Annotated in this window: 9 protein-coding genes and 1 pseudogene; all 10 read right to left on the minus strand. The window is 44.3% G+C overall.

All coding sequences use genetic code 11. From position 1 onward, the window contains the following. Positions 1–134: 134 nt before the first annotated feature. Positions 135–1,424: a benzoate/H(+) symporter BenE family transporter gene (locus tag ACFO8Q_RS10265; protein ID WP_380025692.1), complete on the minus strand. Its 1,290-nt coding sequence runs from the start codon at positions 1,422–1,424 to the stop codon at positions 135–137. Next, a complete protein-coding gene (locus ACFO8Q_RS10270; RefSeq protein WP_380025685.1) occupies positions 1,376–2,374 on the minus strand; it encodes an MBL fold metallo-hydrolase in 999 nt (332 codons plus the stop codon). Before ACFO8Q_RS10270 ends, ACFO8Q_RS10265 begins: the two co-directional genes overlap by 49 nt. A 17-nt stretch (positions 2,375–2,391) precedes the next feature. Continuing rightward, positions 2,392–3,387 carry an NAD(P)H-dependent flavin oxidoreductase gene (locus tag ACFO8Q_RS10275; protein WP_380025686.1) on the minus strand — a complete coding sequence of 332 codons (996 nt, stop codon included), beginning with the start codon at positions 3,385–3,387 and terminating at the stop codon, positions 2,392–2,394. 76 nt (positions 3,388–3,463) lie between these two features. Then, positions 3,464–4,261 carry an enoyl-CoA hydratase/isomerase family protein gene (locus ACFO8Q_RS10280; RefSeq protein ID WP_380025687.1) on the minus strand — a complete coding sequence of 266 codons (798 nt, stop codon included), beginning with the start codon at positions 4,259–4,261 and terminating at the stop codon, positions 3,464–3,466. Positions 4,262–4,401: 140 nt separating this feature from the next. After that, complete coding sequence (locus ACFO8Q_RS10285; RefSeq protein ID WP_380025688.1) at positions 4,402–5,880, minus strand: aldehyde dehydrogenase family protein; 1,479 nt, start codon at positions 5,878–5,880, stop codon at positions 4,402–4,404. A gap of 13 nt (positions 5,881–5,893) precedes the next feature. Beyond that, positions 5,894–7,093 carry a thiolase family protein gene (locus ACFO8Q_RS10290; RefSeq protein ID WP_380025689.1) on the minus strand — a complete coding sequence of 400 codons (1,200 nt, stop codon included), beginning with the start codon at positions 7,091–7,093 and terminating at the stop codon, positions 5,894–5,896. Then, positions 7,090–7,851: a 3-hydroxyacyl-CoA dehydrogenase family protein gene (locus ACFO8Q_RS10295; RefSeq protein ID WP_380025690.1), complete on the minus strand. Its 762-nt coding sequence runs from the start codon at positions 7,849–7,851 to the stop codon at positions 7,090–7,092. Before ACFO8Q_RS10295 ends, ACFO8Q_RS10290 begins: the two co-directional genes overlap by 4 nt. Then, positions 7,841–8,701: a 3-hydroxyacyl-CoA dehydrogenase NAD-binding domain-containing protein gene (locus ACFO8Q_RS10300; protein WP_380025691.1), complete on the minus strand. Its 861-nt coding sequence runs from the start codon at positions 8,699–8,701 to the stop codon at positions 7,841–7,843. Before ACFO8Q_RS10300 ends, ACFO8Q_RS10295 begins: the two co-directional genes overlap by 11 nt. A 4-nt stretch (positions 8,702–8,705) precedes the next feature. Next, complete coding sequence (locus tag ACFO8Q_RS23925) at positions 8,706–8,882, minus strand: PaaD-like zinc ribbon domain-containing protein (RefSeq protein ID WP_465251883.1); 177 nt, start codon at positions 8,880–8,882, stop codon at positions 8,706–8,708. Next, positions 8,872–9,103: pseudogene (locus tag ACFO8Q_RS10305) on the minus strand (Phenylacetic acid catabolic protein); the annotation flags it as partial. The pseudogene ACFO8Q_RS10305 and the gene ACFO8Q_RS23925, both read right to left, overlap by 11 nt.

Here is a 9,103-nt window from a genome sequence, read left to right on the forward strand (position 1 = left end):
GTTTTTTAAATTATCGTCTTTATAACATAATACTAAATACTGATAAGTTTTCTGTCAAGTGTAAATAATATGGATTGTCTTATAAGTACAAAAAAAGATTGAACACATCAGGTACTCTACCGTTGGTTCAATCTTTAAAGATTCAAAAAGTCTTTTCTTTCGAGCAGTAGTGATACAACAATCCCTCCAACCAATCCCCAAAAAGGAGGACCGATGTTTAAGATCGTAAAACCCGAAATCGTAATCATAAAAGAAAATAACGCACCCATTCTAAAATGAGAGGCAAAACTCATGTGCAAAGAACTCATCAGCACACCGACCATCGCCAATCCACCCAGCAATTTAATTAAGGAAGCAGGAATCATTTGGGTAATAGCGGCTGCCACAGGAGCAAACACTCCAAATAAAAACCAAAAAAAGCCTAAAACAATTGCAGCTGCATAACGCCCTTCTTTTGGCCCTGTATCCTTCCCCGACACAATGGCAGTCATAGGTCCGGCAATACATGCTGAGTGCCCACCAAAAAATCCGTTGAAAATGGACCCTATCCCGCTCCAATTTGTCATCGCATTGACCGGCGGATGGTAATCCATACTTTTTAAAACACCAATCCCTTGCGCATTTTGAATAGCAATGACCGTAAGTGCGAGCGGAAAGACCAGTTCCCCGATTACCGCAAGATTATAATCAGGCCTAAACCATTGAGGTTTGGCAACTGACAAGGAGACTTCGTTCAGATGAACGAGATCCAAACCAGTAAGGAGAATAATCGCTGCTAGAATGGCTCCTAAAATAGGAGGGAATTTTTTTGAGAGTCTGTCGAAAAGGGAAATCAATAAAAACACAAATAATATGATCCCATTTAACAGAGGGTTTTCCAAAACCGATACAAAGATATCTGTTCCAAAAGGAAGCAATACGCCGGAAACCATTCCCATCATAATCGGCATCGGTAGAATTTTCATGACACGATTAATTACGCCCAGAAGGCCTAAAATAAGAATAAGAATACCCGTTATGATGTAGGCGCCCACAACTTCAGGGAATGTATGTTGAGACAAGGTTGATCCGACCAGAACAGCTCCAGGTATGGAAAAGGCAACAGCAATCGGCTGCCGGTAATAAATCGATAACAACAACGATAATATACCGCCAACACAATAAATCGAAAAAATCCAGGAAGAAGTTACATCAACCGCAAGGTTGCCTTTCTCTGCAGATTGCAAAACGATGAGGAGGGGTCCCGTGACACCGAACAACCAAGCGATCAGACCGTTCGAAACACTGGAAACCGTTAAATATTTAGGAATCTCTTTTACATTTTGTTTCCAATATTGTCTGTTTAATTGGGAGTATTCCGTCTTGGGTGCGCCTGTTAAGGGTTGCGAAGATATACGAACTCCTCCTTTCCAGAGTCCGCGTATACAATCTTTTCATCCTCTATTTTTGCAAGCTTCCCATTGGCTACAAGAAACTCAAGATGTGCCAAGGTTTCAGCCATAGCAAATCGCCATTGATGTGGCGTCAGCTCCTTATGGCTAAAAACAACATCTGCAATCTGGTAGGCCGTACGACCCTCTTTAGCCAGGGAATACATCTTATCCAATCTTTGTTCATGATGCTGCAATATTTCATCAACTCGATCAGAAAGATGAGTAATAATTCGACCGTGGCCCGGAAGTACCTGTTCCACATCAAGCAATTTAATTTTCTGAAGTGAATCTAAGTAATCTTGAAGAGGATTTGAACGACATCCCGGCCAGAGACTGATATTTGGCGTAATTTTATCAAGAATGTGATCTGCAGCAATCAAAACACGTTTTTTAGATTGATAAAAGCAAATATGTCCATCACTATGACCTGGTGTGTGTATAACTTGCCAGTATTCATTTCCCAGAAGCACTTCTTGATCAGTTAAGGGAGTTAGTTCAGGCATCGGCAAAACATGCTTATTCAATTTCTCCATGTGTTCGACGATCTGTTCAGATAGAACTGCAGATACACCGTTTTGCGTGCACATTTCTCCTATTCGTTTTGCCTGTATGCTTTGAGGATCCCAAACTCTTGTTACCATTTGATAATCCTCCATGCCAATATAAACAGGCGCTCCCGTTACTTGCTGCATCCAGCCAGCCAACCCAAAATGATCAGGATGAAAATGAGTAATATAAATAACGCGAATGTTTTTTGGATTCAACTCCAAATAAGAGAATACTTCCCACCATGCCTCTTGTGCCGCAGGATAATTAAACCCCGCATCAATCATTTCCCAGCCTTCTTTTCCTTTAAAAAGATAACAATAAATATATTTCATCGGAAAGGGAACGGGAATCGGAATTCGATAAAGATTCTCGCTGATTTGCTGAATATTCAAGTGATTTACCTCCTCCCCTATATTCGAACTTCTCCGCTAGGGTTCAAAAACAGGTCTAAAGCATGATTTAAGCTCTCTCTGTATTCATCCATCTCTTGAACAATCTGTTGAATCACTTCTGCCGCAGGAATTACAGATGTAATCATTCCAACCGATTGCCCCGCATGAATCCACCCTTCCTCTACATTACCTTCAAGAGCGGCCAGACGATTTCTCTGTCCGCTAATAAAAGGATAAAGTTCTTCAGGTGCAGGATTCTTTCGTTCCAGCTCAATTACTTTATTGACATATGGACTCTTTAGTACCCTGCTGACTCTTCCTACACTTCTTTCAACAACAACTGTTGAATCATCTTTTGCATCAACAAGCAAGTTTTTATAATGATCATGTGCTTGACATTCAGTAGTTGCAATGAATCGAGTTCCCATTTGTACCCCTTCAGCTCCCAATGCCATAGCAGCAATAACCCCTCGACCCGTGGCAATTCCCCCGGCCGCTACAACAGGTATGGTCACCACTTTTGAAATTTGTGGAACAAGTCCAAAAAGGGTCAATTCATAAGGGCTGTTTCGTCCCCCCGCTTCGAATCCTTCGCAAATCACAATATCCGCTCCCGCTTTTTCCGCATTGATCGCATGTTTTACACTGCCAACCAGAACCATCACCTTTAATCCCATTCCCTTAAAGTAGGGAATGTAAGGCCTTGGATCACCTGAGGCTAAGCTGATCGCATGAATGTGATTCTTATACTTTTGGACGACATCAAAGTAAGGGTTGTAAGTAAAGTAGCCGCTAATGGGTATATTTACACCAAATGGTTTATCCGTTAGCGATATCGCAATTTTAATCTGCTCTTCAAAGCCTTCCGGAGTACGACCGGATATTGCTACCTGGCCAAACCCGCCTCCATTAGAAACCGCAGCAGCCAGTTCTCCGTTGCCTACATAAGCCATTCCACCCTCAATAATTGGAAATTGCACTTGAAGAATTTCTGAGACTCTGTTTACACCCATGTCATCACCTCAATTTGGAAAAAAAGCAATATCGGCCATGAACCACAACCGATATTGCTTTTCGAGATTGACCCGATTATAGTCCCTTCCAATTTGCCGGACGTTTTTCCAGGAAAGCGCTGAGTCCTTCTTTTGCATCTTCGGAACGGAACAGCAGGTTCTGAAGTTCCCCTTCGTAACGGATGGCTACATTCAGCGGCATCTCTTTTCCGTTCATAATCGACAGCTTGATGTTGGATGCAGCATATGTTGCACTGTTTGCAATCTTTCTTGCATATTCCAATGTCCGGGTTCGAGTTTCCTCTTGCGGGAATACTTTATTGACCAAGCCGATTTCCAATGCTTCCTGTGGAGTAAGCAAATCTCCCGTAATGTTCATATCCAAAGCTCGGGAATGTCCAACCAAGCGGGCTAAACGCTGGGTTCCGCCAGTTCCGGCCAATACCCCAAGAGTGATTTCGGGAAGCCCGATCTTACCCGCTTGATCGCCCATGAAGCGAAGGTCACAACCAAGTGCCATTTCCAGACCGCCGCCAACCGTATGACCTTCCAGGCAGGCAATGTAGATTTGTGGAGAACGGGCGATTTTGTCCAATGTTTCATTGCAGAACAAGCAGAATTGAGTCTTGAAGCGAGGTTCTGCCGCTTTCAGAAAGTTGATATCCGCTCCTGCAGAGAAGAACTTCGGCATATCACTCATCAAGACGACTACCTTGATCTCAGGGTCAAATCGAATCTCGTCAATCGCCGCATTCAATTCTTTGTAAAAGTCTAAGCTGTAAGAGTTGGTTTTGTTTACGTGCAAATGAATTTCTGCAATCCCATTGTCTTTTACCAACGTAAGATTTGCTTTTTTCAATGTCTCAACTGCCATTGTGAAACCCTCCCGTAATTTTTATTATGTTTTATTTTCTTTCGTTCTAAATACATAATATATTAATGTCGTAATGTTTTCAATATATTTTCTAAAAATACTTTGTCTAAAACTTTGACTATACTGTCAATTGCTAAATACTAGAGTCCGAAAGGATTTAACGGACGGCTCCCAACGTACGAAATCACGCTTTTGGTTTCCGTGTACAGATTTAATGTTTCCAGAGCCAATTCCCGGCCAAACCCGGACTGTTTATAACCTCCAAACGGAGTTCCAGGAAACGCGGAGATTGGGGAGTTGACCATCACAATTCCTGCACGAATGGCTGCCGCAACCCGATGGGCTCTTCCATGATCCTTTGTCCAGATAGCGGATCCCAGACCAAAGATCGTATCATTTGCTTGACGAATCACATCGTTTTCATCGCTGAACTTTATGACAACAACGACCGGACCAAAAATTTCTTCCTGTGCTACCCGCATGTTATTGGTCACGTTGCCAATAATAGTAGGCATATACCAGTTTCCTTTTTCAAACTCGGGACCTTCCGGACGTTTTCCTCCATACAGGATTTCTCCGCCTTCTTCAACGGCCAATTTTACATAACCGTCAATCACCTTTTCGTGACTGCTCGAAATCACGGCACCTACATGTACGCCCTTCTCGAACGGATTGCCTACGCGTATACGGTTTGCCTTTTCCAAGAATTTTTCCATAAACGTGTCATAAATTTTCTCATGTACAAATAACCGGGAACGGGCTTCACAAGATTGTCCGGTGTTATAAAAAATCCCGAACAAAGAGCCGTCGACAGCCGCATCAATATCACAATCATCAAATACAATGTTAGGGGATTTTCCACCTAATTCCAAAGTGACCCGTTTCAAGGTAACGGAGGCACGTGCCATAATGTCTTTTCCTGTTTCCGTTTCTCCAGTGAAGGCTACCTTATCAATACCAGGATGCTCGGTCATATAAGGCCCAATTTCCGAGCCGCTTCCTGTGATCACATTCACCACACCTGCAGGCACGCCAGCCTCGTGGCAAATTTCAGCCAACATATAAGCGGTAATCGGAGTAGGGCTAGCTGGCTTCAATACGACGGTGCAACCTGCTGCTAAAGCGGGAGCGATTTTCCATGCCGCCATCATTAACGGATAGTTCCAAGGGATGATTTGACCGCAGACTCCAATCGGTTCCTTTACGGTATAGTTAAAGAAACCGTTCGGTACTGGCTTTGTCTCCCCTCCCAAGGTCATAGCGGCAGCAGCATAAAATTCAAAGTCCTCAATCGCTTGCATAATCTGTCCTTTGGCTGCGTCCACGGTCTTTCCGCTATTCAGAACTTCGGCACGGACCAATTCTTCAAATCTTTCTGTCATAATACCGGCTATTTTATTTAGCAGCCTTGCACGTTTAGCTCCTGTAAACTTCGGCCATTTTCCCTCTTCAAACGCCGTGCGAGCCGCCGCAACCGCTTTATCCACATCTTCCTTGCTTGCCTTCGCGACTGTAGCGATCACTTCTCCTGTAGCAGGGTTATGCGTTTCAAAAAATTCACCGTTACTGCTCTCTACATATTCTCCATTGATAAATAGTTGATATCTATCTTTTAACATGATGTTTCCTCCCTTATAGTTTTTCAATGATAGTTGCTATACCTTGTCCTACTCCCACGCACATCGTCGCTAACCCATAACGGCAATCCCTTCGCATCATTTCATGAAGTAATGTGGTGGTAATACGGGCACCGCTGCATCCTAATGGATGACCTAAAGCAATAGCGCCGCCGTTTACATTGACCTTCCCTATGTCAAGGCCAAGCTCCTTAATACAAGCGATAGATTGAGATGCAAACGCCTCGTTCAGTTCGATTAAATCCAGACTGTCAACCGATAGACCCGCTCGCTTTAATGCCTTTTGCGTCGCTGGAATCGGCCCAATACCCATATAGGAAGGATGCACCCCAGAGACCGCCGAAGAAACAATCCGGGCCATAGGTTTAAGCCCTAACCGTTCTGCCGTTTCCCTCTCCATGATCAGCAGTGCACTGGCCCCATCGTTTATACCGGATGAGTTACCGGCGGTAACGGTTCCACCTTCCAGGAATGCCGGCTTTAATTGTGACAATTTTTCCAATGTCGTATCCGGTCTGGGAAACTCATCTGTATCGAAGATCCTGACTTCACCCTTACGCTGGGGGACCGTTACTGGAACGATTTCATCTTTAAAACGACCGTTTGTAATTGACTGATGTGCCTTCATTTGGCTCCTTAATGCGAATTCATCTTGTTCTTCCCGTGATACTCCATAGCGTTCGGCCACATTTTCCGCGGTTTCGCCTAAACTGATAGGTGGATAAAGTTTAGCTAAAGTCGGATTCACCAAACGCCAACCGATGGTCGTATCATATAGCGTTTGATTGTCCCGCATACCGCCAAGCTGGGGCTTCATCATTACATAAGGAGCTCGTGTCATGCTTTCGGTTCCGCCTGCGATAAAAACATCCCCGAGATCTGACTTGATTGCTGCTGCCGCTTGATTTACCGCTTCCAATCCGGATGCGCACAAACGATTAACGGTGACGCCCGGTACCGTCTCTGGCATACCGGCTAATAACAACGCCATGCGGGCCACATTTCGATTATCTTCACCTCCTTGGTTCGTACAGCCAAAATAAACATCCTCTACTAACGACGGATCAATCGGATTTCTGGCCAGCAATTCGCGAATGACATGTGCCGCCAAATCATCGGCACGAACATCTTTTAATGCTCCATTGTACTTGCCAATCGGAGTTCGAACGGCATCGATAATAACAGCTTCTCTCATGCTATCGGCTCCTTTAAGCCTTGATTCATATAACTATAAAAACCTTTACCAGACTTCTTTCCAAGCCATCCGGCGAGAACCATTTTCTTCAACAGAGGTGCAGGACGATAACGGTCTTCACCTAAATCTCTGTGCAACCCCGCTACTACCGCATAGACCTCATCAATCCCCACTTCATCTGCCCAGGCCAACGGTCCTAATGGGTAATTGGTTCCTTTTTGCATGGCTATGTCGATATCCTCAGCAGTTGTGACTCCTTCCATGAGGGCAAAAGCCGCTTCATTGATAATCATCGACAATATTCTGGGAAAGACGAGTCCAACTTGGTCATCGACCACTTCTGCTTCACTCCCGATTCCACGCAGCAGGAGACTCGCCTTTTCAATAAATGAGCTCTCTGTTTGAAGTGCCGGGGCAATCTCGATGAGCTCCACTTGCTCGTGTTGTGCAAAAGCAGCAAAGCCTACCAAACGATGTGGATAGGATAACCACGAGGCAGCCTCTGTAGCCGTTACTCCTAAGCAACTGGAAAGAATGAGTGTATCGCTTGAAACATACCGTTCAACTTCCTGCAGATTTGCTTTCTTCTGTCCCAAATCCAGATTGGTTGTTTCAATAATCGCATCGACAATCTTCAATTTTCTTTCTACTTGATCGAAGGGGACGATCTCGAAATCGACCTCTGAACTGGCCAGACTCAAGAGTGCATCTGCCAATGGTCCAGAACCGATAACCGAAATCTTCATTTTATTGTTCATAATCGTAATATCCTCCTCCCACCTTTCGACCAAGCTTGCCGGATTGCATCATTCTTTGCTGATAAAAGTGCGGGCGGAAACGATCCTCGCCGAAAAACCCTTGATGAACGGATTCTGTTGTCGAAAAATTAATATCGATTCCAATCAAATCCTGCAGCTCAAATGGGCCCATCCGGAACTTCCCGGCTTTTTTCATAATCCGGTCAATTTGCTCAACAGAGGCTACTCGATCCCCCTTGATTCTCAATGCTTCGTTATAGAACGGACGGGCCACACGGTTGACAATAAATCCAGGCGTATCTTGGCATGTGACTGGGTGTTTATCCAATGCCAAGGCAAATTGAACAAGAATGTCTATCGTCTTATCTTCCGTACGTATCCCTTTTATAATCTCGACTAACGGCATGAGGGGAACGGGATTGAAGAAATGCATCCCTGCAACACGATCAGGACGTTTGGAAACGCTTCCAATCTCAGTAACCGAAAACGAAGATGTATTCGTTGCAAGAATGGTATTCTCCGGACAATGTTGATCTAACTGTTGAATAATTTCTTTTTTAATCTCCATTTTTTCAGGTGCAGCTTCGATAACTAGTTGGCAACTGCTCATATCGGCCAAGGTAGCAGTTGTTTGTAACCGTGCTTTCAGGGCATCGTATTCGTCTCTCGACAGCTTCCCTTTTTCAAACAGCCTTTGAACTCGAGCAAAAATACCTGATAATGCCCGTTCCACTATCTCTTCCTTAATATCGTATAAAACAACATGAAAGCCATTCTGTGCTACAACCTGCGCAATACCGGCTCCCATGGTACCAGAACCGACTACACCGACTGTGGTAATCAACTCCAAATGATTACACCTCCTGTTCGTCTTCTTCTGTACTTTGCCATCTAATAAATTCAAAAACACTATGGCAGGAATTGCAGTAATATTGACGAACCAACTGAGCGGTACCAAAAGGAGACAAGAGCGAAACATCTATCGAATCACAAAACGAACAGCGTGGTTGTGTTTTCTTCTCAAGCACCATGAACCACGACTCCTTGGGATCTCAATTCCCTAATTTCATCCTGGAATTGGTTCACAAGGTTGGATCCTTTCAACAGATACCCTTCCTTTACAAGTTCCGTTGTATTCTCGATGGTGCAGAGCCACTTTTCTGCCTCCGGAATCACTTGATTCAACGCTTCCCGGAACTTGCGCGGTACGGCCCCTTTGTCTTGCCGCAACTGCTGCGCCCAATTCCGTGAG

It is taken from the genome of Effusibacillus consociatus (genome assembly GCF_042652925.1).
GTDB classification, from domain to species: domain Bacteria; phylum Bacillota; class Bacilli; order Tumebacillales; family Effusibacillaceae; genus Effusibacillus; species Effusibacillus consociatus.